This window comes from Pseudoxanthomonas sp. P4_B2, assembly GCF_056402315.1.
In genome coordinates this window covers 376,514-399,709 of sequence record NZ_JBFUHQ010000005.1, presented here as the reverse complement: position 1 = coordinate 399,709, position 23,196 = coordinate 376,514, and the positions used below count along the sequence as shown (strand labels likewise).

Genomic DNA, 23,196 nt, shown 5'->3' with positions numbered 1-23,196 from the left:
CCACCGGCAAGTCCAGCGCGGAAGGACGACGGCGCGCGGCTATACTCCGGCTTTCCACGCGGGACCCGCCCTTGTCCGCTTCCCTCCTGCCAGCGATTCCGGCGCGCGAGGATTTCCTCGGCCACCCCAAGGGCGTTTACGTCTGCTTCTTTACCGAGATGTGGGAGCGCTTCTCCTTCTACGGCATGAAGGCGCTGCTGCTGCTTTACCTCACCAAGTACCACCTGTTCCCAGACAAGGCCGGTTACGACCTGCTAGGCGCCTATGGCGGCCTGGTGTATTGCATCCCCGTGATCGGCGGCCTACTGGCCGATCGCTGGCTGGGCATGCGCAAGGCCGTGGTGTTCGGAGGATTGCTGTTGGTGCTGGGGCATGCGGGAATGGCCTTCGAGGGCAACGCTGCGATCAACGTGGGCGGTCAGGTCATGCGTGACGAAAGTTCGCTGCGCTATACCTATCTGTCGCTGGCGCTGATCATCATGGGCGTGGGTTTCCTCAAACCCAACATCTCCACCATCGTCGGCAAGTTGTATGAAGAAAACGACCCGCGCCGCGATTCGGGTTTCTCGCTTTTCTATGCGGGCATCAATTTAGGCGCGCTGTTCGCCTCCCTGGTCTGCGGCTACCTGGGCGAGACGATGGGTTGGAAATACGGCTTCGGTGCGGCCGGCATCGGCATGCTGCTGGGCCTGGTGTTGTTCCTGTGGGGACAGAAATACCTGCACGGCCATGCCGAACCGCGCGAGCCGGAGCTGCTACGCGAACGTGTGCTGGGACTTCCGCGCGAATGGTTGATCTACGTGGCCGCCATTGCGGGCGTGTTGCCGATCGCCTGGTTGATGTGGGCCTCGGGCAACGGCGCTTTCGCGCTGGGCGGAGAAATACCATTGGCGCTTATGTTGATGCTGTTGGTGCTGGCGGCCGTTTTGATTTGGTTCGGCTGGTTCATCCTTTCGCAGTGCACGCCGGTGCAACGGCAGCAGATGCTCGCGCTGATGGCGATGATCTTCATGTGCCTGGTGTTCTTCACCCTCTACGAGCAGACCTATGGCTCCTGGGTAACCTTCACCGACCGCCTGCTGACCAAGGACATCGTGCCCTCATTGGTCGCGCCCTTGCAGCCCTTCGAATGGACTGCTGACTGGATCACCAATTTTTCGCTGTTCGTGCGGACCGCACCGTGGTCGACCTACTCCTTAGTGCTGGCGCCGCTCTCGTTCATGCTCGCCGCGCGGCTGTCCGATCGCACGCCCAAATCCGCCATGCCGCGCCTGCTGTTCATAGCGGTGAGCGTGATCATGCTGGTCTGCCTGGTGCGCGATTGCGTGGTCCTGCCGCAAACGGCGGGCTCGCTGACTTATCTCGGCGCCTTCTTCCTGGTGGTGCTGGCACCGGTTTTCGCTGCCTTGTGGGCATGGCTGGGCCGGCGCGGGCGCGATCCTTCCAAGCCGTTCAAATCGGCACTGGGCCTGATGTTCGCCGGCCTGTCCTTCATTCCCCTGGCCTGGGCCGCGCAACAGGTCGGCGAAACCGGACAGATGGCCAGCGTGTGGTGGCTGGTGCTGGCCTATCTGATCCTGGAAATCGGCGAGATGTGCCTGGCGCCGGTCGGACTTTCCGCAGTGACCCAGCTGTCGATGCCGCGTGTGGTCAGCCTGATGATGGGCACCTGGTTTTTGGCCACCGCTTTTTCGGAAACGCTGGCTGCGCTGTTCGGTAAGCTGGCTGCGATAGAGGTACCGGAAGGCCAAGTCATGAACCTCACCGACGCGGCGGGCAAATACGCGCATCTGTTCTGGTTGTTGATGTGGATCGGGCTGGGTTGCGCTACGGTCGCTTTTCTGTTTTCGCCGTTGCTGAAACGAATGATGCACGGTGTGAAATAAACCCGATGTCGGCAAAGCACTCGTATCGCATCGTCGCCCGCGGGCGACGATGCTGTTTTTATTCCGATCGTCGCTTTTCAGTGTTCGGTCGCCCCTGCACCGATGTGACGCTGCAGGAATGCAAGTAGTCTGGTGTAGTACTCGCGTCGGTGTTCGACGGTGTAGAAGCCGTGCCCTTCGGTCGGATAGTAAAGCGTCTCTATCGGCCTGCCGGCCTGCTCCAACGCGCGCTCCATTTTCCTGCTCTGCTCGATCGGCGCTGTTTCGTCCTCTCCACCTGCCGCCAGGAACACTGGAACCTTGATGCGGTTGGCGATGCGATTAGGCGATACGGCCGCCAGAGCTTCGTTCGTGCCCATCCATTCGGAAGTCCAGGTCTTCATTCGCTTGCTTTTGCGGCTGTCCTTCACACTGAGCGTGGCCAGGTCGTAGATACCCACGTAGCCGGCCGCGCACCGGTACAGATCCGGCTCCTTGGCCGCGCCCATCAACGAGGCATAAGCGCCGTAACTGGCGCCGTAGATGCAAATGCGGGTGCGGTCGGCGATGCCTTGGTCGATCGCCCAGCGCGTGGCGTCGGTCAAGTCGTCCTGCATGGTCAGACCCCACTCCAAAGCACCGGCCTGATAGAAACTGCGGCCATAGTTTCCTGAGCCCCGGAAGTTGACCTGAAGCACCGCGTATCCCGCAGCCGCCAGAATTTGAGGGTCGGTATCGAACCCCCACACGTCGTACACGCCGAACGGGCCGCCATGCGGATAGATGACCAACGGCAAGTTGCGTTCGCCCTTGCCCGATGGCAGCGTCAGGTATCCACGCATCGGCACCCCATCGCGCGCTTTCAGCTCGACAGGCTTAACGGTCGCCATTTGCGGGGGATCGATCCAACTGCGTCGGCTCAATAAGTAAGAGGCTTTATTGGTTTCCATGTCGAAGACATAGAAACTGCCAGGATCGCGATCCGAATAGGTGCTGACTAGAGCGGTCTTTCCATCGTGCGTGGTCGACGTCACCATTACCGCATCGTCCGGAAACGCCGCTTCCAACATCCTGTAAAGGCGCGCCTCGGTTCCTTTGGGGTCGAAGAAACGGGTGTGTGGACGCCCATCCATGTAAATGATTCCCACCGGTTCCTGCGACGCCCCGAACTTGCGAATGACAATCGTGGGATCGGATGATGGGTCACGCAGTAGCTCTTTTCGTTCTCCGCTTACGGTATCGTAAGCAACGATTGAGTCAGGTCCGCTCGGTTGTTCAACCCTTAGATACGCGGTGCGGTTGTCTTCCGAAAATCCTATGGGCGTCTCGACGCGTTTGCTATAGGACTCGTCGTTGATGTTCTTCCAGACTGATTCGTCGTTTTCGCGGTGATAGAGCAGGCTGACATTGTCGTACTCGGCCCCCAACGCGAAGCGCACGGCGCCGCTGTTGTCGAGATGGAACGATGCTCCCTTGACCGGAGCACGCGCGACAACGCTATGACGCCCAGTGTTGACGTCCATGCGATCGGCGCGATACCACAGTTCATCCTCTCCATAAGGCGTTACCGTCACGATTACGTTGCGATCGTCGCCGGGAATCTGATCGACGCCGATTGCGGCCACGTTTTCGTTCTTTTTTGGTTGTATATGCGTACTGGCCTGCATGTCGATCGCGCGATAACCGACCAGCGGCTCCAATCTTTTGCTGTCGAAGTTCAGGCCGAAGATCTCTCCGGTGGGTTGCGGCTCCTCCAGCAGTCCGAACTTCTGCGACACCGTAATCAGCAAACGCTCCTTGTTGGCCCAGAAGAAACTCTGCACATGATTGTTTTTTCCCAATGCGACAGAAGTCATCACTTTGGAGTCGGACCGTCGCAGCACCGCCAGGCCCGTGCGGTCTTCGAACGGCACAGTGGCCGCCAAGTACAACCCGTCTGGCGATATCTTGACGTCGTTGAATTCGTTTTTCTTTATATAGCCATCCAGATTCACCTGCGCATGCGCAGACGTCATCATTCCCAGGGCAAAAAGCCCCGCAACGATTCCATGCCTCATTCCCGTTTCCCCTGTCCATTCCCACCCGGGCGGATCAGCCCGATACGCAGCGCCTGCGTGCGCTAGATGGTACCTGCGCGGACGACGCCATGCAGCCGCGCAGCAGCGGAAGGCGAGAAGCGGCCCAGTCGGGAACGCAATGAACTAGCCTTGCGGAGAACGCGCGTCCATTACCCGTTCAAGCTCCGTGTGCCAATCCGGCAACGTAATATCGAAGGTCCCCCGCAGCGCCGACGTATCCAATCGCGAGTAGGCCGGACGTTTGGCCGGGGTCGGGTACTCCGTCGTGGCGATGGGCATTATCCGCGGCAGCCGGTCCAACAGGCCGCGACGATGCGCGCTTTCAAGAATCTCCACGGCAAAGGCATGCCAAGTTGTCTGCCCTTCGGCGGTCAGGTGGTACGTCCCGTAAGCCGGAGATGAACTCGCGAGGACGCGTGCGGTCACGTCCGCGATCAGCGCTGCCGGAGTAGGAGTACCGACCTGATCAGCAACCACGCGAAGCTCCTCGCGTTCCGCGCCGAGACGCAACATGGTGCGCATAAAATTGGCGCCATGATTGCCGTATACCCAAGCGGTGCGGAAGGTAAAGTTCCTGCAATCGGAAGCTTCGATCGCCTGCTCGCCCGCCAATTTACTTGCGCCATAAACGCCCAGCGGAGCTGTGGGATCGTCTTCGCGGTAGGGACGAGTGCCTTGGCCGTCGAAAACATAATCGGTGGAGTAATGAACGAGCACGGCGTCGCTTGCGGCGCAAGCCTCCGCCAATTTCCTAGGGGCTTCGGCGTTGGCGCGGAACGCAGCCTCTAGCTCGTCCTCGGCACGATCAACCGCAGTGTAGGCAGCGGCATTCACCACGACATCGGGCGAAACGCGATCAATCAGTGCAGGAAGCGAATCGGGCTGGTCGAAGTCGGCTATCTCGCAATCTTCGCCGTTCAGCACGCCACTCCGCGTGGTTACTACAATCTCGCCTAGAGATCGAAGGCTGCGGGTGAGTTCATGGCCCACCTGCCCGTTTGCGCCCAGCAGCAAAATCTTCATGCGGCGTAGATCGGCAGGCGGTCCTCGGCCACGTCCGCAAGGAATGGAGCCTTGGCGTCCTTTTCCGAAAGCAGCGGCGAATCGATCGGCCAGTCGATGCCGATCGTCGCGTCATTCCAGCGCACGCCGGCATCAGTTGCCTTGTCGTACTGTGCGGTACACAGGTAGCTGAATATCGCGCGTTCGGAAAGCACCGCAAACCCATGGGCGAACCCTTCCGGCATCCAGAACTGGCGCTTGTTTTCAGCGCTCAGAATCACCGCGGCCCAGCGACCGAAAGCGGGAGAGCCTCTGCGGATATCCACCGCGACGTCGTAAACCTCGCCTTCCAGAACGCTCACCAACTTGCCTTGCGGATTGGGCCACTGGTAATGCAACCCACGCAATACGCCGCGCGCGGAAGAAGAGACATTGCTCTGTACGAATTTGTCGGGGAGGCCGAGCTGCCCATAGCGGTCGGCATTCCAGGTTTCGAAAAAGAAACCGCGATCGTCGCCGAAGACCGCAGGTTCAATAATTACACAACCCGGAAGGTTGGTTTCGACGACCTTCATCGCACGACCCCGCGGGTAGCAAGTGAAAGCAGATATTGTCCGTAACCATTCTTAGCGAGCGGAGCCGCCAGTTTCTCCAGTTGCTCGGCATCGATCCATCCGTTACCGAAAGCGATTTCTTCGGGGCAACAGACACGCAGCCCCTGCCTCGCCTCGATCGTTTCGATGAAGTTGGACGCCTCCAGCAAGGACTGATGCGTACCGGTATCCAACCACGCGAAACCCCGGCCCAGCGGTTCCAGGTGCAAGGAGCCATCATCGAGATAGCAACGATTGAGATCAGTGATCTCCAGCTCTCCGCGTGCCGAAGGCCTGAGGGATGCCGCATAGTCGCTGGCGCGCCCATCGTAGAAATACAGGCCGGTGACCGCGTAGTTCGAGCGCGGCTCTTTGGGTTTTTCTTCCAGCCCCACAACCCTGCCGCCTTCATCGAACTCTGCGACTCCGTATCTTTCCGGATCGCTGACCCAGTAACCGAATACCGTCGCCCCATGTTCGCGCATATCGGCGCGCTTGAGGGTTTCGGTCAAGCCGTGTCCATGAAAGATATTGTCGCCCAGCACGAGGCAACTGGGCTGACCGGCGACGAAATCCTTACCGATCAAATAGGCCTGCGCCAGCCCGTCCGGGCTTGGCTGCGGCGCGTATTCTATGCGCATGCCCCATTGCGACCCATCGCCGAGCAGTTGCTTGAATAGCGCTTGCTCATGCGGCGTGTTGATCACCAGCACTTCGCGTATCCCGGCGAGCATCAGCACGCTGAGCGGATAGTAGATCATCGGTTTGTCGTAAACCGGCAGCAGCTGTTTGCTGACCGTCTGGGTAATCGGGTACAGGCGCGTGCCGGAACCGCCAGCCAGGATAATGCCTTTGCGTTGCGTCATTTTTTGCTTTCCTTTGCGTCAGGCGGCAGCGCCGATTCTTTCCAGACGATAGCTGCCATCCAGCACTCGCTTCACCCAGGACTGATTCTCGAGATACCAGTCGACGGTCTGAGCGATACCCTTTTCGAAGGTGTATTGCGGTTTCCAGCCCAATTCGCCCTGCAATTTGGACGCATCGATCGCATACCTGCGATCGTGGCCGGGGCGGTCTGCGACGTAGGTGATCTGGCTACTGCGCGGCTTGCCGTCCGCGCGCGGGCGACGTTCGTCCAGCAGCGTGCAGATAGTTTCGACCACTTCGATGTTCTGCCGCTCCGCATCGCCGCCGACATTATAGGTTTCGCCAGGTCGTCCTTTTTCCAGAACAGCTCGGATAGCCGCGCAGTGGTCGCTCACGTACAGCCAGTCGCGGACGTTCTTGCCATCGCCGTAGACCGGCAAGGGTTCGCCCGCCAGTGCGCGCGCAATGATCAGCGGGATGAGTTTTTCCGGGAAATGATACGGCCCGTAATTGTTCGAGCAATTGGTGGTCAGCACCGGCAGCCCGTAGGTGTGGTGGAATGCCCGCACCAGATGGTCGGACGCCGCCTTGGAAGCGGAATACGGGGAATTGGGCGCGAAAGGCGTGCTTTCGGTGAATTTTCCGGTGTCGCCGAGCGAACCATAGACTTCGTCGGTGGAGACGTGCAGCAAACGGAAGGTATCTCGCTTGGCGCCTTCCAGCGCTCGCCAATAATCGCGTACCGACTCTAGCAAGGCGAGCGTGCCGACTACATTGGTCTGCACGAATGCCCCTGGCCCGTCGATGGACCGATCGACATGGCTCTCGGCGGCGAAGTTCACCACCGCGTCGGGCTGATATTCAGCCAGCAGCCGCGATACCAGCGGCTGGTCGCCGATGTTGCCGTGGGCGAAAACATGGTTGGGATTGCCTTCCAGGGAAGACAAAGTATCTAGATTGCCGGCATAGGTCAGCGCATCGAGATTGATGACACGAATACCTTTGCCGACGGCTTCCAATACGAAGTTGCCGCCAATGAAGCCGGCACCGCCAGTTACGAGCCAAGTCGGCACATCAAACTCCAGAAATCGAAAGTTCTACGAGATCAGTCAAGCGGCGATCTCAGAACGGAATGTCGTCATCCGCGAAGTCGTCCATCGGCGCTTGCTGAGTCGCAGGCTGTTGGCGCCGCGGCGCCGGAGAATCCTGGCGTTGCGCGGGCGCGCTACGTTGCGGGCGATCGCCACCGCCCTCGCCTTTGCCGCCGAGCATCTGCATCTCGTCGGCGATGATGTCGGTGGAATATTTCTCCACACCGTCCTGGCCGGTGTACTTGTCGTAGCGCAGCGAGCCTTCCACGTAGACCGAGCTGCCCTTGCGCAGATATTCGCCGGCGATCTCGCCGAGCTTGCCGAAGAACACCACGCGGTGCCATTCGGTGCGTTCCTGCTGGTTGCCATCCTTGTCCTTGCGAACGCTGGTGGTGGCCAGGCTGATCCGGGTGATCGCCATGCCGCCCTGTGTGTACTTGGTGTCCGGGTCGTTGCCCAGATTGCCCACCAGGATCACTTTGTTGATGCCGCGTGCCATATCGTCTTCCGTCGGGTGATGCCCGCCGGTTGCGGGCGCAGTCCAGTGAAGTATACCTGCGCCCTACAGGCTAGTCCGTATACGCCGCATCCGCGCGTAGGGTTTGACTGACCATTCTTCCCTTATAATTCAGCCACTTCCCTAACATCTCACACATGATCGCCCCCGAGACCACCACCCGGCCCGCATTGGCCCTGCCCCAGATCCAGGCCCTGGCCTCCGCCGATATGGCCGCTGTGGACGCGCTGATCCGCGACCGGTTGGCTTCGGACGTGGTGCTGATCAATCAGATCGCCGATCACATCATCTCAGCAGGCGGCAAGCGTCTGCGGCCGATGCTGGTAGTGCTGGCCGGACGCGCCAGCGGCACCGTAGCGCCCGAACACCATCAGCTGGCGGCGATCATCGAGTTCATTCACACCTCCACCCTACTGCACGACGACGTGGTGGACGAATCGGACCTGCGTCGTGGCCGCAGCACCGCCAATGCGTTATGGGGCAATGCGCCCAGCGTGCTGGTCGGCGATTTCCTGTATTCGCGCAGCTTCCAGCTGATGGTGGAACTGGACCGCATGGAAGTGATGCGCATCCTCGCCGATACCACCAACCGCATCGCCGAAGGCGAGGTGCTGCAACTGCTGCACGTACACAACCCGGATACCGACGAAGCGGCTTACCTGCGCGTGATCGAACGCAAGACCGCGGTACTGTTCGCGGCAGGTACTCAACTGGGCGCGCTGGCGTCCGGCGCCGACGTCATCGTCCAGCAGAAACTCTACGACTACGGCATGAACCTGGGCTACGCCTTCCAGATCGCCGATGACGTGCTGGACTACACCGCAGATGCCGCCGACCTGGGCAAGAACCTGGGCGATGATCTCGCCGAGGGCAAGGCCACTTTGCCGTTGATCCATGCCATCGCGCATTCGGATGCGGTCACGCGCGCGCGTCTGCGCGAAATCGTCGAGAACGGCGAAGGCCAGGCGATGCCGGAAGTGCTGGCGGCCATCGAAGCCACCGGCGGCCTGGAGTACAGCCAGCGGCGAGCGGCGGAATATGCGGAAGCGGCCGAGAAAGCGCTGGACGGCCTGACCGAAACCGACGCCCTATCGGCGCTACGCGGTCTCGCGCGCTACGCGGTGGCCCGCAAACATTGATGCAGGAGCGGAGTTTCCGCCCCTGCGAAATTTCGGCCGCTCAATCGCTGAAGACTTCCTCGAAGAAGCCGTCCATCATCTTGTAAGCGCGCTTCGCGGCGCGTTCGTTATACATGCATCCCGGCGGGGTGTTGGCCGTTTCCAGCGCGAAGCAATGCACCGCACCGCTGAAATTGACGAACTGCCAGTCCGCGCCAGCTTCGTTCATTTCCTTCTCGAATCCCGCGATGTTGGGCGCTACGCCCCTGTCGTCCGCGCCATTGAGGATCAATAGCGGCGCCTTCACCGCGCCCTGCGTCGCCGGCATCGTCGTGTCCAATCCACCGTGGAAAGTCACCACGCCGGCGACATCGGCGCCGCTGCGCGCCAGCTCCAACGCGGAAGAACCGCCAAAACAGAAGCCCAGCGCCGCTATCTTGGCCGTATCTACAGGGGCCTTGCCGGCCTTCGTACGCAGCACTTCCAGCGCCTTGTTCATGCGCGCGCGCATCGCCGGGCGATCCGCGTACATCTTCTTTACCTGGGCTATCGCCTGAGTCGGATTCTTCGGGCGCACGCCCTTGCCGTACATGTCGACTACCAGCACCACGTAATCGTCACGGGCGATCTGTTTGGCCTTGTCCACCGCGGCGGGAGTGACGCCCAACCAGTCCGGCACCATTAGCAGGCCCGGGCGGATTTCCTTGCTGGCGTCGTCATAGACCAGGAAACCACTGAAAGTCTGTTTGCCGACTTTCCAGTTGATTGGCTTGGCTACCGGCGCCGCCAGCAAAGGCGTGGCCCAAAGTGCGGCCAGAACCAGCCAGACCAATGAAATCTTGCGCATATGTCACTCCTTGTTGAGATGCGGTTCGGTAATCAGGTTGTTTGAACAATGTTGACGCAATGCAAAGGCGGGTAGGAGCGACGTAAGTCGCGAATACGACAATCGGATCGGGTCAAGCCAATCCGTAATAAGACCCTTCGCGACTTACGTCGCTCCTACACGCCTTATCCGATACCTATGCCGGGGATGGCGGAAATCGTATCCGGGTCGAAACCCGCGATGGCGGCGAAATGGCGACCACGCGCCACGTAATCCTTGTAAACCCCGAAGCTGGGCGCGCCGGGCGACAACAGGATAACGCCGGTGCCGCCGAGCAGCCGGCGAGCCTGGCCTACCGCGGACTCCAGATCGCCAGCCGCTTCAAGCTTGAACTTGCCCTCAGCGGCCAATGGCGCGAGCAGCTCGTGGATACGCGGACCGTTGGCGCCCATGGTGACGACGGCCTCAGGCGCACCGCGCTTCATCGCTTCCGCGAAATCGGACCAGTCCACGCCACGGTCATGCCCGCCGACCAGCACGGCAATAGGCTGTCCATGAAAGCACTCCAGCGCCGCCAAGGTGGCGTGCGGGGTAGTGCTGATGGAGTCGTTGACGTAGCGGATACCGTCGCGCTCGCCCAGCGTCTGCAGACGATTGGGCAAGGGTCGGAAGCTTTCAGCATGGGGCGCCAACCGGGCTGCGTCCAGCCCCAATGCCTCGATCGTCGCCAGCACCGCGCATAGATTGCCGCGATTGTGGCGACCGGGCAGCGGCGTACGCGTGGTGTCGAATACGAATGCGTCTCCGCGAAAGACGTCGTCTCCACGCAGGTGCCAGCCTTCGGCGTGGTTGAACCAGTGCACTTCGATGCCCGCAAGCTGCAAGGATGCCAGCCGCGCATCGGCGGCGTTCAATATCGCGATCTTGGGCCCGGCCTGCGTCACCAACGCCAGTTTGTCGGCGATATAGCGCGCCTCGCTTCCGTGCCAGTCCAGATGCTCAGGAAAGATGTTCAGCACCAGCGCCACCTCCGGCCCCGTTTCGGCAGCGGCGACGTCCAGCGTCTGGTAACTGGAAAGTTCGATGGCCCAAAACTCCGGCACAGGTTCCGGATCGAGCGCTTCCAGCAACGGCATGCCGATATTGCCGACGAGCGCGGTGCGATGGCCGCCTGCACGCAGCAAATGCGCCAGCAAGGCGGTGGTCGTGCTTTTTCCCTTGGTTCCTGTCACGCATAGCGTGTGCGCGGCGATGTCGTTCGGGCCAGCATGCTCGTCGAACCACAAGGTGCTGCCGCCGATGAAAATCGTGCCGTTCGCGGAAGCCGCAAGAGCGGCTGCGGAATAGGGGCTGATGCCAGGCGATTTGACCACCACCTGCTGCGCGGACAACGATTCGGCGGTGGCCTCGCTATGGATCGTCAGCAACGGGTCGGCAAGAGCCGTTGCCTCCTCTGCTTCCTCCTTGTTGCAGAACAGAGTCAACGGCAGCACCGGCAACCGCGAACGGATCGCTTGATAAGCGGCGCGGCCTTCGCGGCCCCAGCCCCATAGCGCTACACGTTTGTCTTCAAGCTGCGAAATTCGCACGCAGCTGCTCCCACAACGCGGCCGGAACGCGATGTTCTCCATCGAGCTTCAGCAGCGGCGCGATTTCCAGTTCTGGTGCCGTCAGCTGCGGCTGGATCTCGCGGATGAAACGCACCACCAGCGCGTCTTCCTTCCATTCCGGACGCGAGGCGAGCGCGGCCATCGCGGCGCGCGATTCCTGGCCTTCGCCCACGCATTCGAAGGGTTTGTGGTCCTGGAATTCCAGCAACGCATCGAATCCGCCCGCCTGCACCATATCGTCCAGCAGATTGCGGCCGAAGATGCCGACCAACCGCGGCTTGGGCATGAAGGGCGCCAGCGCCAGGAACACGAAATGACATTTGGGGCACACGCCGCACCAGCGATTAACCGGACGCTCGCCCAGGATATGGAAGTTGCGGTTGCAGCTGGAAAAATGCGCGTCGTACCGATCCGTTTTGGCGAATTGCCGGGCTACCGCCAGTTCGCTGAGCGGGCGGAGCAGCGAATAGTAATGAAGGTCGGCGGCGACGCGGCGTTGAACATGCTCGCCAAAGGCGCGCTCGAATTCCCAGCCTTTCGACCACTGATGGTTCACCTCTCCAGTGCCCGGAATGATACTTCCGTAACTGGCCGAACGCTCGTTGGAGAACACCACCTGGTCGACGCCCTGCAGCACAGCAGCGAGAACGAGGATGGCGGAATTCACCGCGGTGACCGGAATATGGCCGTTGTAGGCTCCCTGCCGATTCAACTCGAACAATCCCGGGGCTAGCGCGCGACCCATATTGAGCGTCGGCAGTTCCGTACGAGCGGCGCAAGCACCGATCAGCTGCGAGTTACCGATCCAGGTAACGGTCTGATCCACGCCTGCCGCACGCAGCGCCTCGATCGAGACCAATGAATCCTTGCCGCCGCCGATGGCAACCAAAGCGTGATGGCGCAGGCCCAGCGCATTCGCTGACAGGCCGATGTCGGCCGTGCTGGGAAACTTGATGCGTCCATGCAAGTTCAACCCGTTGCGATACGCGAACTCGCCGAGACCATTGACGTAGATCGTCTCCAACAAGGCGGCGGTTCCCGCATCTATCGAATATCCCTCGATACGAATTTCCGCCGGCACCGCCGCTTTGTAATAGCTGACGCCTGCGATCAGATGCAGCAGGCGCAAGGCCTGTTCCACTGCCTTGGCCTGTGCGCCTTCCAACACAAAGGGCGCGCCAGGAACGGTGACGGTTTCGATGAGTTCGGGGCCGTCGTCGAAGGCGTAAACGAGCTGCGCTACGCCGCTTTCCGCATCCAGCCCACAGCGGACGAAACGGAACGCGGCGATTTCCTCGCGTTGGAATTTCCAATCAGACATCCAGTACCTCTTCTTTCGGCAACGCCCGCAGGTTGTAGGCGTTGGCCATGGCGAATCCGTAAGCGCCCGCATCGGCGATCAGCACCACATCGCCGTCCGACGTCGCATCAGGAAGCCGCCGGCGCTTGCCGAGCACATCGCTGGATTCGCAGATCGGCCCGACCACGTCGAACACGCCGTCGTTCGCGTCATCGAGTCGACTGAGATTGAGGACGTCGTGCCAGGCGTCGTACAGTGCGGGACGGATCAGCGCATTCATTCCGGCGTCCAGGCCGACGCGGCGGACCTCGTCTTTCTCCACGACCTGCGTCACCGTCAACAGCAACACGCCGGCTTCGGCGACCAGATAACGGCCGGGTTCGATCGCCAAGCGATATCCGGGATAAGCGGCCTTGATCTCGGATAATCCTGCGCCCCAAGCTTCCAGATCGAACGGCTCGTCGTCCTCGGTGTAGGGAATGGGCAAACCGCCGCCGATGTCGATCACGTCCACGCTACCGATACGCTCGGCAATGCCGCCCAGCTCGTCGCAGACTTGCTTCCAGTGCTGCGGCGTCTCCACTCCGCTGCCCAGATGCGCGTGCAGTCCGATCACGTTGGCGCCCAAACTGCGGGCGAGCGCGACGAAAGTCTCCACCTTCGCGACCGGCAAGCCGAACTTCGAATCCTTGCCGCCGGTGCGCACCTTCTCGTGGTGTCCATCTCCGCGGCCCAGATCCACGCGCAGCCATAGGTCGCGGCCGCGGAAAACCTCGGGCCAACGCTGCAGCGATTCGATGTTGTCCAGCGTGACCGTGACGCCAAGTCCATAGGCCGCCTCGTACTCCGCGCGCGGCGCGAAGCTGGGCGTGAACAGCACCCGTCGCGGCGACAACTCAGGGATGATCTCGAATACGCGTTGCAATTCGCCCAGCGACACGCATTCCAGCCCAAAACCTTCCTCGACCAACAGCTGCAGGATCGCCGGATGCGAATTCGCCTTGATCGCGTAATAGCGCTGATCGATGGGCGCGAGCGCATTCAGCGTCTGCGCACGGGCGCGCACGGTCGGCAGGTGATAGGCGTAACGCGGCGTACCGGCTTCGGCCATGGCCAGAAGCCGCTCGCGTTCGCCATGCCACCATGGCGTTTCGCGCTTGCGGATGCCATTGGCGATCTCGCGCCAGCGCGGACCGAAGACGCTGGTCTCCTCCACCGGCATGGCACCGCTGTCGATCAGCGCGGCATGCAGGACGGGTAGCAATCCGTCGGCGTCGACCTCATCGATGACGAAAGTCAGATTGAGGTCGTTGGACGACTGCGAAATCATGTGCACGCGTTCGCGGCCGAACGTGGCCCACACGTCCGACAGCTTGTGCAGCAGCGAGCGCATGCCGCGGCCAACCAGGGTGATGGCCGAACAGGGCGCGATCACTTTCACCCGGCAGATCTCGGTCAGGTCCGCCGAGAGCGCGGCCAGCACGTTGGTATTGACCAGATTCTCGCTGGGATCCAGCGACACGGTGACGTTGGTTTCCGACGAACCGATCAGGTCGACCGACAATCCGTGGCGCTTGAATCGCTCGAACACGTCGGCCAGGAAGCCGACTTGTTGCCACATGCCCACCGATTCCATCGACACCAACACGATGCCGTTGCGGCGGCTGATCGCCTTCACTCCGGGAACGGTGACGGCGTTGCCGTCGATGCTGGTGCCGGGCAGTTCGGGGCGCTCGGTATCCAGGATGGCCATCGGCACGCCGGCATCCCGGCACGGCTTGATCGAACGCGGATGCAGCACCTTGGCGCCGGTGGTGGCGATTTCCTGCGCTTCGGCGTAATCCAGCCGCGTCAGCAGGCGTGCGTCAGGAACCTCGCGTGGATTGGCGCTGAACATGCCGGGCACGTCGGTCCAGATTTCAACCCGCTGCGCGCCGAGCAAAGCGCCGAAATACGCAGCCGAGGTATCGGAACCGCCGCGGCCCAGGATCGCGGTATCGCCGTCCCGGTGACGCGCAATGAATCCCTGCGTCAGCAGCATGCGCGCTGGTTGCTGGCGGAAACCTTCGCCCCACTCGGCACTGGCGAACGGACTGCACGACACCGACAAACGCTGCGACCAGGCATTCTGGTTGGGCAACACCGCCGCCTGAAGCCAGTTGCGCGCATCCATCCAGCCGAAATCCAGGCCGTTGGCGCGCAGATAAGCGGCGCCGAGCGTGGACGAAAGCAGCTCGCCCTGCCCCAGCACTTCGGCCTGCCACGGCAGCGTCCGTTCGACGGCGCGTGGGTCGGTCGCCAGCGCGCGCAGTATCGACAGGCGTTCGCCCAGCACTTCGTCGGCATCGAGCTCGAGTTCGGCCAGGAACTCGCGATGACGCTGCTCTAGTTTCCCAACGCGCTCCACACTGTCGGCGGCGCCATCGGCGATCGCGGTCAGCTCATTGGTCACGCCGGACAACGCCGACACCACCACCAGCACGCGCGCGTCCTGCCCTTCGCCGGAATGTTCTTCGGCCCTGCGTTTGGCCAGCCGGCCTATCGTGTCCCAGCGATGACGACGCGACACCGAAGTGCCGCCGAACTTGAGGACGATCCAGCGATCAGACGCAGGCGAGACAGGAGACATGGACAGGAGAGGGGGACTGCCCGACCATTCGGGCGTGAACCGTTGATTCTAAACGAATGATCTAAGCGAATGCCCTAAGCGAATGCTTCCAGACCAACCTACCGAACAAGGCCGACCCGCATGACCGCGCGCTTCTACCTGCAACTCGATGTCTTCGCCGACCGGCCCGGTGCCGGCAATCCGCTGGGTGTGGTGTTCGATGCTTCCGACCTGGACGCGGACGCGATGCAGGCCTATGCCGCCTGGGCGAACCTATCCGAGACCATCTTTTTTCTACCTCCCACCGCAGCGGAGGCCGACTATCGGGTGCGCATCTTTACTCCGCGTCAGGAGCTGCCATTCGCAGGCCATCCCAGCGTGGGGGCTGCCTGGGCAGCGCTGGACTCGGGCCTGGCCCAGGCGAAAGATGATCTGCTGGTGCAGGAATGCGCGGCGGGTTTGCTTCCGGTAAGGATCGAGCAGCGCAATGCCATGCGCCTGGTCCATGTTCGCGCGCCACAAGCGCGGGAAGTGCTCACCCGTGGCGTCCATGCCGACGCGCTAGCTTCCGCCTTGCAGGGCTTGCCGCTAGGCGAGCTCGCCCCCGCACTGTGGAACAACGGCCCGAGCTGGTGGCTGGTCGAACTGGCCGACGATGCCGCCGTGCGCGCGATGCAACCCAATCTGGCCGCCATCGCCGCACTCACCACGGCCAGCAACGCGGTAGGTCTTGCGGTATTCGGCCGAACCGACGATTCGGATCACGATCTGGCCGTGCGCGCGTACTGCCCCGCCGATGGCATCCCGGAAGATCCGGTGACCGGCAGCGCCAACGCCAGCATCGCCGCCCTATTGCACCATGCCGGTGCGCTGCCCGGTGCGGATAGGCCCGGCCCGTATAGACGTTATATCGCCAGCCAAGGCCGTGAAATCGGGCGTGATGGTCGGGTGGAAGTGCAGGTGGATCACGAAAACGAAGTCTGGATCGGCGGTCAGGTACAGGCCGTGATCCGCGGCAGCGTGGATTGGTAAGCTGCACGGCCCCCACCCCGCTTTCTTCTCAATGACCTCACGTCGTTATGTGCAACTCGATGTCTTCGCCGACCGCCCCGGCGCAGGCAATCCGCTGGCCGTGGTGCTGGATGCGGAGGGACTGGACGACACCACCATGCAAGCCATCGCGCGCTGGACGCGATTGCCGGAAACCACCTTCGTGTTTCCAGCGACGAAACCGGAAGCCAGCTATGGCATCCGTATCTTCAGTCCGCGCCGCGAAGTTCCCTTCGCCGGCCATCCCAGCGTCGGTACCGCCCACGCGGTTCTGGAAGCGGGGCTGGCGACGCCACTCGACGGACTTCTAGTGCAGGACGGCATCGCCGGATTGCTTCCCTTGCACGTGCTCGGCTCCGGCGCCACCCGCACCATCGCGGTACGCACGCCGCGTGCGAAGGTGATGGAAATCGCTTCGCCGCAAGATGCGCGGTTGCGCGATGTGCTCGACACCCTGCCGTTGGGCAACTTGCCGCCTGCCTTGATGGATGGCGGACGCCGCTGGTGGCTGGCGGAGCTGCGCGATGAAGCCGCGCTGCGCGCGGCGACGCCGCCTTGGGAAGCGATCGGCAAGCTGGCGCAGGAAACCGAGAGCATGGGCATGTGCGTGTTCGCACGCAGCGACGATCCGGTCTATTTCCTCGCGGTACGCGCCTGGGTCGGGGCGCCCGCGCAGTTCGAGGACGCCGCTTCTGGCGCGGCCAACGCCACGCTGGCGGCTTGGCTGGCTTCGCAGAACGCGCTGCCCGGCAGCGATGGCCGCTACCGCATCAGCCAGGGCCGGGAAGTGGGCTACGACGCGATCATCGAATTGCAGGTGGATGACGAGGGCGAGGTATGGTCCGGTGGCCGTATCTGTAATGTGGTGACCGGACGGATTGACTGGTAATACGGATTGATCGGTAATCATGGCCCCACGGTCGTCATCCCAGCGAAAGCTGGGATCCACTTTGATCTTGATCTGCTGTGGGCCAGAGCGAAAGCACTAAAGTCAAAATCAAGATGGATCCCAGCTTTCGCTGGGATGACGACCAAAAAAAAAGGAGCCGCGGGGCTCCTTTTTTCTATTCAAAGCGAAAACATCATTCCGCCTGTACATCAACTCTTACCCGGATGCGGTCGCCGGGATGGTAATTGGTCCGCGTGTGATAGGTGCGGTTGGCGTATTCGTAGGTCACGTCGTAACCGTTGAGGTTTTCGTCGTCTTCGTAATAACCGTCTCGGCTGGTGACCGGCACCGGATCGCAAACGCGCACGGTGCCGCGGCGCGCGTACTGGCGATTGCGCTGCGAGCTGTCGTAGATGGATCGGCCGGCCATGCCGCCGACCATGGAACCCACCGCCGTGCCGACATAGCGACCACTGCCATCGCCAACCTTGCTGCCCAGGACCGCGCCAGCGATACCGCCGATCACTGTCGCCACGGTACGGCTGGTTTCGTTTCCATTGCTGCGGTAACCATCGTCGCGACCGTAGTAGCCGTCGTCTCGGCCATAGCGATTGTCCTGGTTGTAATAACCATCGTTGCCTGTATAGACATCATCGGCCCGGCGGTAAAGGCATTGGGTCGAACGCTGCGAGGTGCTGTTTCCGTAAGCACTGTTCCCGTAGCCGGAACCGATGACCGGATCCACGCGCAACACCCGCGCGTAATCGTAGGTCGCGCCCTGCCCCTGATACGAATTGGAAGGGTACTGGTCGGAACCGTAATAGCGATCCTCCTGCCCGTAGTAACCGGACGATTGCGCGGCGGCGGCACCGGCGAAGGCAAGGCCCGCAACTAGCAGGCTGGCGGAAAGGCGTTTCATCTGAGCAGGCTCCCAACGCCGGAGTGGCGCACATGCATCGTCGAGTCGCGCGGGTTAAACGAGTCTGAACTCAGCCCGCTCGGCTAACCCGGTTTAGCCATGCGACAGCTTGGAGGGCGATGGTTTGCGCCTGGTGGCCCAGCAAAGGCCCGACGTGACTGTTTGCAAGCGTTTCCAGCCGATCCGCCTGCCAAGTCTGCGCCCAATCAGAAATAATCGTCGGCGGTACGTCCTCGTCCTGCTCCGAAACAACGAACAGCGCAGGGCAATCCGGTTTTTCGACTTCAACGCCCGCGTGCGCTTCGCGTAGCACTCGGCCCGATTCGTCGCGCCAATGGCGGAACGCCCACACTGCGCTGGCATCGTCCGCGTCCGGCATCGCTTCGCGGGTGGAATGCAGCCGTGCGTTCCGTTGCCATGGAACCACCCTATCCCACGGGCGCCGGACTAGTCGCTGGCGCCAAGGCGCAGGCGGCAACGGATTGACCAGCACCAAGGCATCGGCCTCGTCGGCGCACATCGCAGCCAGCAATCCGCCCAGGCTTGCGCCCACCAACACGCGAGGGCGCGGTAACGCCTGCAATGCCAGCTGGACCTGCATCGCGTAATCCTGCAGCGTGGTTGCGGCCAAGCCCTGTGCGGTGGGTTGCAGCTCCACCGCTTGCGCGGCGATGGCGTGCGCCTGCAAGACACCACGCCACTGGTTCCACTCCCAGGCACCTCCGCCCGCGCCGTGAACTAGCAAGGCGTTCCAGCAAGGCACGTCAATCACTCGACCAAGGTCGCTTCCATCGTCACCGGCACGGCCAGAGCGCGCGAAATGACACAACCAGCCTTTGCCGCATTTGCGATTTCGTCGAATTTAGCGGCGTCGATACCCGGCACCTTGGCCGACAGGACCAGCTTCACGCCGGTAACGGTCGGGCCCGGATCGGCGCCGGGTTCCATCGACACTTCGGCGCGCGTATTGATGCTGTCGGCGATGAAGCCCTCCTTCCCCAGCACCGCAGAGAGCGCCATGGTGAAGCAGCCTGCATGCGCGGCGGCCAGCAGTTCTTCCGGATTGGTGCCTTTCTCGTCGCCGAAGCGGGTCTTGAAGGAGTAGTTCTGCGCGGAGAACAATCCGCTCTGCGGTGTGCTCAGATTGCCTTTTCCGGACATCAGGTCGCCGCTCCATGCCGCATCGGCGAATCGTTTCAGGGCTGCCATTTCATGCTCCTAACCAGGGGGAGCGCGAAGCTTACACCTGGGGCCTGTTAACGCTCCGTACCGCAGTGCGACTTGACCGCTCCGCTGAGGACCGCAATGCTGGCTGCCCGCCATGACCGCCCGCAGGCGTCACGCTCGTCACTCGTCCAGGACGCTCAGCCCGGACCGCCATGACGGCCCTCTATTCCAAAAACCTTTGGGAGGAACGGCCTCATGCCTTATTCGACAGCGCAAATCCGCAATGTGGCCTTGGCAGGCCACCCTGGCGCCGGCAAAACAACCTTGTTCGAAGCCCTGCTGCATGCCGGCGGCGCCCTGCAGACGGCAGGCACGATTGAACGCGGCACCACCGTGTCCGATCACGACCCGATGGAAAAAGACCGCGGCCATTCCATGGATAGTGCTATCGCCAGCACCGATCATGGTGGCATCCACGTCAACCTGATCGACACTCCGGGTTATCCGGATTTCCGCGGCCCTACCTTGTCGGCATTGGCCGCGGTGGAGACCGTGGCGATCGTGGTGGATGCGGATACCGGCATCGGCTACGGCACCCGCCGCATGATGGAACACGCCAAGGCGCGCAACCTGTGCCGGGTGATCCTCGTCAACAAGATGGATCATCCCGGCGCAAAACTCGGCGCGCTGCTCGACAACCTGCGCGAGACCTTCGGCCCCGAGGTACTGCCGCTCAATCTTCCCGCCGAAGGCGGAAAAAGCGTGGTCGACTGCTTCTGGAAACCCAGCGGCGACAGCAACCTGGGGCCGGTCGCGGCCTGGCACCAGAAGATCATCGACCAAGTGGTCGAGGTGAACGAGACGGTGATGGACCGCTATCTCGACCAAGGCGAATCGGGACTGCAGGGCGAAGAACTGCATGACGCTTTCGAACAATGCCTGCGCGAAGGCCACCTGGTGCCGGTGTGCTTCGTTTCTGCACGCAGCGGCGCCGGCGTCAGGGAACTATTGGACATCGCCGAGAAGCTGTTTCCGCATCCTGGCGAAGCCAATCCGCCACCTTTCGTAAAGGGCAGCGGCGACAATGCGGCGCCGATCGTGGCCAAACCCGATCCCGATGCGCATGTCATCGCCGATGTCTTCAAGATCGTCAACGATCCTTTCGTGGGCAAACTCGGCATCTTCCGCGTGTACCAGGGGACGGTGCGCAAGGACACGCAGCTGTTCGTCGACGACGGCCGCAAGCCTTTCAAGGTCGCGCACCTGTACAAGATCAAGGGCAAGGACCACGTGGAGATCGAGGAAGCCATCCCCGGCGACATCGCCGCGGTCGCCAAGATCGAAGATTTGCATTTCGATGCCGTGTTGCACGACAGCCACGACGAAGACGAGATCCGCCTCGCCCCGCTCGCCTTCCCCAAGCCGATGTTCGGCCTGGCCATCGAAGCGACGCGCAAGGGCCAGGAGCAGAAGCTGTCCACGGCGCTGCACCGGCTGGCCGAGGAGGACCCCTGCTTCCGCGTCGAGCACGAGTCCGAAACCAACGAAACCGTGATCCGCGGTCTGTCCGATCTGCATTTGCGCATCAATCTGGACCGGCTGAAGGAACGGCACGGCGTGGAAGTCAGCTCGCGGCCGCCGCGCATCGCTTACCGCGAAACCATCGGCACGGCGGCGGAAGGTCATCATCGGCACAAGAAGCAGACCGGCGGCGCGGGACAGTTCGGCGAAGTGTTCCTGCGTATCGAACCGTTGCCGCGCGGCGGCGGCTTCGAATTCGTCGACGCGGTGAAGGGCGGCACGATTCCCGGCCAGTTCCTTCCGGCGGTGGAAAAGGGCGTGCGCCAGGTGCTGCAAGGCGGCGCGCTGGCGGGTTATCCCGTGCAGGACGTCCGAGTGACGGTGTACGACGGCAAGTATCACGCAGTGGACAGCAAGGAGGTCGCCTTCGTCGCGGCCGGCAAGAAGGCCTTCCTGGACGCGATAGGAAAGGCGCGCCCCCAAGTGCTGGAGCCCATCGTCGACCTGGAAGTCAGCGCGCCGGAAGCGCAAGTGGGCGACATTACCGGCGGCCTGTCCTCCAAGCGAGCGCGCATCAATGGCACCGATGCGACACGCGGGGAAATCGTGGTGAAGGCGCAAGTGCCGTTATCCGAGTTGGAGGGTTATGCGGCGGAACTGAAATCGGTGACCGCCGGCAAGGGCCGGTACAGCCTGGATTTCAGCCACTACGAGCCAGTGCCCACAAACGTGCAGCAGCGACTGGTGGAGGCCTACAAGCCCAAACACGAAGAAGACTGACGCGCCGGATCCTTGCTACCGTACACGGTGTCGAATCCGGGAATGCACCATGAAGCCGCTCGCGCTGTCCCTGCTGGGAACCCTGCTCGGCGTCGCGCTCGCCTTGCTGCTCTACGACCGTTTCGTCGTCCAGCCCCGCGAAGCCAAGCGCGCCGAGGCAGCCACCATCGATCTTTCCCGGGCGACGGATCAGGCGAAAAAGATCACCGATAGCGTCGACGCTTCGGTCAAGCGGAGCGTCGATAGCGCCCAGCGGGCGTTCGAAGCGCAGGCTGCGGATCAGAACAAGCGCCGCATGCTGGCCGAAGCGGTCGCGCAGACCCAGATGTATAAAGTAGCGCTGACCGAATCTTTTATGAGCAACGGCCAATGGCCCGCCAAGGCATCCGAGGCGGGTTTGCCGCAGAACAACCCCAAGGCGGGCGGCGCCATACGCGACATCGCGGTCGGCCAACGCGGCACTATCACCGCCACCTTCGATGGCAGCTTCGCCGAAGGCGCACAGTTTCAGCTAGTTCCCCAGACCGACCCCGCCACCTATCAGGTGCGTTGGCAATGCAGGACTTCCGGCGATCCGGACTTGAAGCGTTATCTGCCCGACTGCACTCAGGGCTGAGCCGGAATCCGGCCGAAGCCATCGATCGGGTTCGATTCCATTGCCGAAGTCCCTCAATGCTGCAACCGCATAGTTGCCGTCTCTCACACGAAACTTGCCGCCGAATCCGGCCGGTTATCAGCTCATCGCAAAAAAATACATAAAAAAGGGTGTTTTTTCTGTTTTTGGTATTGGCGTAGCCGAGTAATTGCCCTACATTGCGCATGCCGACGTGGTCGGCCCGATTACCCACCTATTGACTGTAAAACAGGACATTTATGGCAACGAGCAAGAAAAAAGCTGCGCCCAAGAAGGCCGCCCCAAAGAAAGCCGCCGCTAAGCCGGCAGCACCCAAGCCCATCAAGGAAGCTCTGAGCAAGTCCGGTCTCGTCGCACACCTCGCCGAAGCCGCTGGCGTCGCTGCGAAAGACGTACGCGCCATCCTGGCCTCGCTGGAACACGCGGTCGCCGGTTCGGTCAGCAAGAAGGGCGCAGGTTCTTTCACCCTGCCCGGCCTGCTGAAGATCACCGCCGTCAACGTGCCGGCCAAGGCCAAGCGCAAGGGCATCAACCCGTTCACCAAGGAAGAGCAGTGGTTCGCCGCCAAGCCTGCCTCGGTGAAGGTCAAGGTTCGCCCGCTGAAGAAGCTGAAGGACGCCGCCGCCTAATCGCAGCGCTCCAGGCAATACCTACTCGGGACGGCATTGCCGTCCCGAGTCGTTTCTGGTGTAGGGCGTTTCTGGCGAAGGGAATGTCGCGATGCCCCTGGCATTGGTCATGCTTGAGGATCTGCGAATGCG

Annotated in this window: 20 protein-coding genes; 7 read left to right on the top strand and 13 right to left on the bottom strand. The window is 62.0% G+C overall.

Annotation, left to right across the window (positions count from 1 at the left end; all coding sequences use genetic code 11):
- Positions 1-71: 71 nt before the first annotated feature.
- Positions 72-1,886, top strand: a complete 1,815-nt coding sequence (locus AC1DTQ_RS14760) for a peptide MFS transporter (protein WP_477850531.1) — start codon at positions 72-74, stop codon at positions 1,884-1,886.
- A 77-nt stretch (positions 1,887-1,963) separates the two neighbouring features.
- On the opposite strand, the gene AC1DTQ_RS14755 is transcribed toward AC1DTQ_RS14760, so the two are convergent.
- The 6 genes from AC1DTQ_RS14755 to AC1DTQ_RS14730 all read right to left on the bottom strand — a co-directional run bounded on the left by AC1DTQ_RS14755 (position 1,964) and on the right by AC1DTQ_RS14730 (position 7,995).
- Positions 1,964-3,922, bottom strand: a complete 1,959-nt coding sequence (locus tag AC1DTQ_RS14755) for an alpha/beta hydrolase family protein (RefSeq protein WP_477850530.1) — start codon at positions 3,920-3,922, stop codon at positions 1,964-1,966.
- 144 nt (positions 3,923-4,066) lie between these two features.
- Positions 4,067-4,966, bottom strand: a complete 900-nt coding sequence (gene rfbD, locus AC1DTQ_RS14750) for a dTDP-4-dehydrorhamnose reductase (RefSeq protein WP_477850528.1) — start codon at positions 4,964-4,966, stop codon at positions 4,067-4,069.
- Positions 4,963-5,520 (bottom strand): dTDP-4-dehydrorhamnose 3,5-epimerase, encoded by a 558-nt coding sequence (gene rfbC / locus AC1DTQ_RS14745; protein ID WP_477850527.1) that lies wholly within the window; start codon positions 5,518-5,520, stop codon positions 4,963-4,965. The genes rfbD and rfbC overlap by 4 nt, the downstream gene beginning before the upstream one ends.
- The gene (gene rfbA, locus AC1DTQ_RS14740) at positions 5,517-6,404 is read right to left on the bottom strand and encodes a glucose-1-phosphate thymidylyltransferase RfbA (RefSeq protein ID WP_477850526.1); all 888 of its coding nucleotides are present in this window, start codon (positions 6,402-6,404) and stop codon (positions 5,517-5,519) included. Before rfbA ends, rfbC begins: the two co-directional genes overlap by 4 nt.
- A gap of 18 nt (positions 6,405-6,422) precedes the next feature.
- Positions 6,423-7,478, bottom strand: a complete 1,056-nt coding sequence (gene rfbB / locus AC1DTQ_RS14735; protein ID WP_477850524.1) for a dTDP-glucose 4,6-dehydratase — start codon at positions 7,476-7,478, stop codon at positions 6,423-6,425.
- 49 nt (positions 7,479-7,527) lie between these two features.
- Positions 7,528-7,995 carry a single-stranded DNA-binding protein gene (locus tag AC1DTQ_RS14730; RefSeq protein WP_477850523.1) on the bottom strand — a complete coding sequence of 156 codons (468 nt, stop codon included), beginning with the start codon at positions 7,993-7,995 and terminating at the stop codon, positions 7,528-7,530.
- Between the two features lie 155 nt (positions 7,996-8,150).
- Here AC1DTQ_RS14730 and AC1DTQ_RS14725 point away from each other — a divergent pair, with 155 nt between their 5' ends.
- The gene (locus AC1DTQ_RS14725) at positions 8,151-9,152 is read left to right on the top strand and encodes a polyprenyl synthetase family protein (protein ID WP_477850522.1); all 1,002 of its coding nucleotides are present in this window, start codon (positions 8,151-8,153) and stop codon (positions 9,150-9,152) included.
- A 40-nt stretch (positions 9,153-9,192) separates the two neighbouring features.
- Here the strand turns inward: AC1DTQ_RS14725 and AC1DTQ_RS14720 are convergent, their stop codons facing one another.
- From AC1DTQ_RS14720 to AC1DTQ_RS14705, 4 genes are all read right to left on the bottom strand, one after another.
- Complete coding sequence (locus AC1DTQ_RS14720; RefSeq protein ID WP_477850520.1) at positions 9,193-9,978, bottom strand: dienelactone hydrolase family protein; 786 nt, start codon at positions 9,976-9,978, stop codon at positions 9,193-9,195.
- A gap of 164 nt (positions 9,979-10,142) precedes the next feature.
- Positions 10,143-11,546, bottom strand: coding sequence for a UDP-N-acetylmuramoyl-L-alanine--D-glutamate ligase (gene murD / locus AC1DTQ_RS14715; protein ID WP_477850519.1), 1,404 nt, complete (start codon positions 11,544-11,546; stop codon positions 10,143-10,145).
- On the bottom strand, positions 11,527-12,888 hold the full coding sequence (gene murL, locus AC1DTQ_RS14710; RefSeq protein WP_477850517.1) for a UDP-N-acetyl-alpha-D-muramoyl-L-alanyl-L-glutamate epimerase: 1,362 nt from the start codon (positions 12,886-12,888) through the stop codon (positions 11,527-11,529). Before murL ends, murD begins: the two co-directional genes overlap by 20 nt.
- Entirely contained in the window at positions 12,881-15,496 is a 2,616-nt protein-coding gene (locus AC1DTQ_RS14705) for a bifunctional aspartate kinase/diaminopimelate decarboxylase (RefSeq protein WP_477850516.1), read from the bottom strand. Before AC1DTQ_RS14705 ends, murL begins: the two co-directional genes overlap by 8 nt.
- 120 nt (positions 15,497-15,616) lie before the next feature.
- Between AC1DTQ_RS14705 and AC1DTQ_RS14700 the strand changes: the two genes are divergently transcribed.
- Positions 15,617-16,507, top strand: coding sequence for a PhzF family phenazine biosynthesis protein (locus tag AC1DTQ_RS14700; RefSeq protein ID WP_477850515.1), 891 nt, complete (start codon positions 15,617-15,619; stop codon positions 16,505-16,507).
- A gap of 31 nt (positions 16,508-16,538) precedes the next feature.
- On the top strand, positions 16,539-17,414 hold the full coding sequence (locus AC1DTQ_RS14695) for a PhzF family phenazine biosynthesis protein (RefSeq protein WP_477850514.1): 876 nt from the start codon (positions 16,539-16,541) through the stop codon (positions 17,412-17,414).
- A 193-nt stretch (positions 17,415-17,607) separates the two neighbouring features.
- On the opposite strand, the gene AC1DTQ_RS14690 is transcribed toward AC1DTQ_RS14695, so the two are convergent.
- From AC1DTQ_RS14690 to AC1DTQ_RS14680, 3 genes are all read right to left on the bottom strand, one after another.
- A complete protein-coding gene (locus tag AC1DTQ_RS14690) occupies positions 17,608-18,333 on the bottom strand; it encodes a glycine zipper 2TM domain-containing protein (protein WP_477850513.1) in 726 nt (241 codons plus the stop codon).
- A 70-nt stretch (positions 18,334-18,403) separates the two neighbouring features.
- Positions 18,404-19,105 carry an alpha/beta hydrolase gene (locus tag AC1DTQ_RS14685; RefSeq protein WP_477850512.1) on the bottom strand — a complete coding sequence of 234 codons (702 nt, stop codon included), beginning with the start codon at positions 19,103-19,105 and terminating at the stop codon, positions 18,404-18,406.
- Positions 19,102-19,542, bottom strand: a complete 441-nt coding sequence (locus AC1DTQ_RS14680) for an OsmC family protein (RefSeq protein ID WP_477850511.1) — start codon at positions 19,540-19,542, stop codon at positions 19,102-19,104. Before AC1DTQ_RS14680 ends, AC1DTQ_RS14685 begins: the two co-directional genes overlap by 4 nt.
- A 213-nt stretch (positions 19,543-19,755) precedes the next feature.
- On the opposite strand from AC1DTQ_RS14680, the gene fusA reads away from it, so the two are divergent.
- From fusA to AC1DTQ_RS14665, 3 genes are all read left to right on the top strand, one after another.
- The gene (gene fusA, locus AC1DTQ_RS14675) at positions 19,756-21,801 is read left to right on the top strand and encodes an elongation factor G (RefSeq protein ID WP_477850510.1); all 2,046 of its coding nucleotides are present in this window, start codon (positions 19,756-19,758) and stop codon (positions 21,799-21,801) included.
- Positions 21,802-21,850: 49 nt separating this feature from the next.
- Entirely contained in the window at positions 21,851-22,417 is a 567-nt protein-coding gene (locus AC1DTQ_RS14670) for a pilin (protein WP_477850509.1), read from the top strand.
- Positions 22,418-22,674: 257 nt separating this feature from the next.
- Positions 22,675-23,064 (top strand): HU family DNA-binding protein, encoded by a 390-nt coding sequence (locus AC1DTQ_RS14665; protein ID WP_310089812.1) that lies wholly within the window; start codon positions 22,675-22,677, stop codon positions 23,062-23,064.
- The last annotated feature ends 132 nt before the right edge of the window (positions 23,065-23,196 follow it).

What these genes read in the sequence shown, in the direction of transcription:
- AC1DTQ_RS14755 (WP_477850530.1), bottom strand. Translation starts at nt 3,922, where the DNA reads ATGAGGCATGGAATCGTTGCGGGGCTTTTTGCCCTGGGAATGATGACG.
- rfbD (WP_477850528.1), bottom strand. Translation starts at nt 4,966, where the DNA reads ATGAAGATTTTGCTGCTGGGCGCAAACGGGCAGGTGGGCCATGAACTC.
- rfbC (WP_477850527.1), bottom strand. Translation starts at nt 5,520, where the DNA reads ATGAAGGTCGTCGAAACCAACCTTCCGGGTTGTGTAATTATTGAACCT.
- rfbA (WP_477850526.1), bottom strand. Translation starts at nt 6,404, where the DNA reads ATGACGCAACGCAAAGGCATTATCCTGGCTGGCGGTTCCGGCACGCGC.
- AC1DTQ_RS14730 (WP_477850523.1), bottom strand. Translation starts at nt 7,995, where the DNA reads ATGGCACGCGGCATCAACAAAGTGATCCTGGTGGGCAATCTGGGCAAC.
- AC1DTQ_RS14725 (WP_477850522.1), top strand. Translation starts at nt 8,151, where the DNA reads ATGATCGCCCCCGAGACCACCACCCGGCCCGCATTGGCCCTGCCCCAG.
- AC1DTQ_RS14720 (WP_477850520.1), bottom strand. Translation starts at nt 9,978, where the DNA reads ATGCGCAAGATTTCATTGGTCTGGCTGGTTCTGGCCGCACTTTGGGCC.
- murL (WP_477850517.1), bottom strand. Translation starts at nt 12,888, where the DNA reads ATGTCTGATTGGAAATTCCAACGCGAGGAAATCGCCGCGTTCCGTTTC.
- AC1DTQ_RS14705 (WP_477850516.1), bottom strand. Translation starts at nt 15,496, where the DNA reads ATGTCTCCTGTCTCGCCTGCGTCTGATCGCTGGATCGTCCTCAAGTTC.
- AC1DTQ_RS14700 (WP_477850515.1), top strand. Translation starts at nt 15,617, where the DNA reads ATGACCGCGCGCTTCTACCTGCAACTCGATGTCTTCGCCGACCGGCCC.
- AC1DTQ_RS14695 (WP_477850514.1), top strand. Translation starts at nt 16,539, where the DNA reads ATGACCTCACGTCGTTATGTGCAACTCGATGTCTTCGCCGACCGCCCC.
- AC1DTQ_RS14690 (WP_477850513.1), bottom strand. Translation starts at nt 18,333, where the DNA reads ATGAAACGCCTTTCCGCCAGCCTGCTAGTTGCGGGCCTTGCCTTCGCC.
- AC1DTQ_RS14680 (WP_477850511.1), bottom strand. Translation starts at nt 19,542, where the DNA reads ATGGCAGCCCTGAAACGATTCGCCGATGCGGCATGGAGCGGCGACCTG.
- fusA (WP_477850510.1), top strand. Translation starts at nt 19,756, where the DNA reads ATGCCTTATTCGACAGCGCAAATCCGCAATGTGGCCTTGGCAGGCCAC.
- AC1DTQ_RS14670 (WP_477850509.1), top strand. Translation starts at nt 21,851, where the DNA reads ATGAAGCCGCTCGCGCTGTCCCTGCTGGGAACCCTGCTCGGCGTCGCG.
- AC1DTQ_RS14665 (WP_310089812.1), top strand. Translation starts at nt 22,675, where the DNA reads ATGGCAACGAGCAAGAAAAAAGCTGCGCCCAAGAAGGCCGCCCCAAAG.